Source organism: Bacillus haikouensis, from assembly GCF_013179555.1.
Taxonomy (GTDB): domain Bacteria; phylum Bacillota; class Bacilli; order Bacillales; family Bacillaceae_B; genus Rossellomorea; species Rossellomorea haikouensis_A.
In genome coordinates, this window is sequence record NZ_JABMCR010000613.1 from 1 (window position 1) to 635 (window position 635).

1 protein-coding gene is annotated in these 635 nt (G+C 41.6%); it reads right to left on the bottom strand.

The features are described 5' to 3' along the window. Nucleotides 1-635, bottom strand: a 635-nt coding sequence (locus tag HP456_RS24670; RefSeq protein ID WP_172255909.1) for a P-type ATPase actuator domain-containing protein, incomplete at both ends; no start/stop codon positions are given.

Sequence of the window (635 nt, forward strand, 5' to 3'; positions counted from 1 at the left end):
TCACCGTCTAACGGAATTTTGTCTCCTGGTTTTACAACCAGAATTTCACCGACGTTCACTTCCTCAACAGGTTTCTTAATCAATTGGGAACCCGCTTTGATCCATGCTTCCGACGGCGCTAAGATCATTAGATTTCGAATTGAGTCTCTTGTTTTTTCAATCGACATATTCTGTAGAGTGGTTCCCAAGGCGAACAACCAAACCACTGTTGCGCCTTCTAACCATTCCCCGATTAGAGCAGCACCAATAGCAGCAGCCGACATCAATACGTTCATATCTAATGAACGGCTTTTGATAGAATAAAAGGCACTTTTCACCGGCTTGTAACCGCTGATCACCATCGCCATCGCGTACATAAACGTAGTAATGAAAGTGGACACACCGGTAAAAGATCCGATAAATCCCATTGCGATCAAAATTCCCGATGTGATGATCAACCCTTGTCCGGCCTTGTTCTCAGCTGGTTCAGCAGCATTGTTTTTTGAAGGCAATGACGCTTTAAAACCGATTTTAGATACTTCAGAAAAGATATCTTCCACACTGATATCATGTTCTGCTTTCATTTTTCCAGTTGAAAAATGAACACTTACACTCTTAACACCTGGGATTGTGTTTAAATGGTTTTCAATACTTTT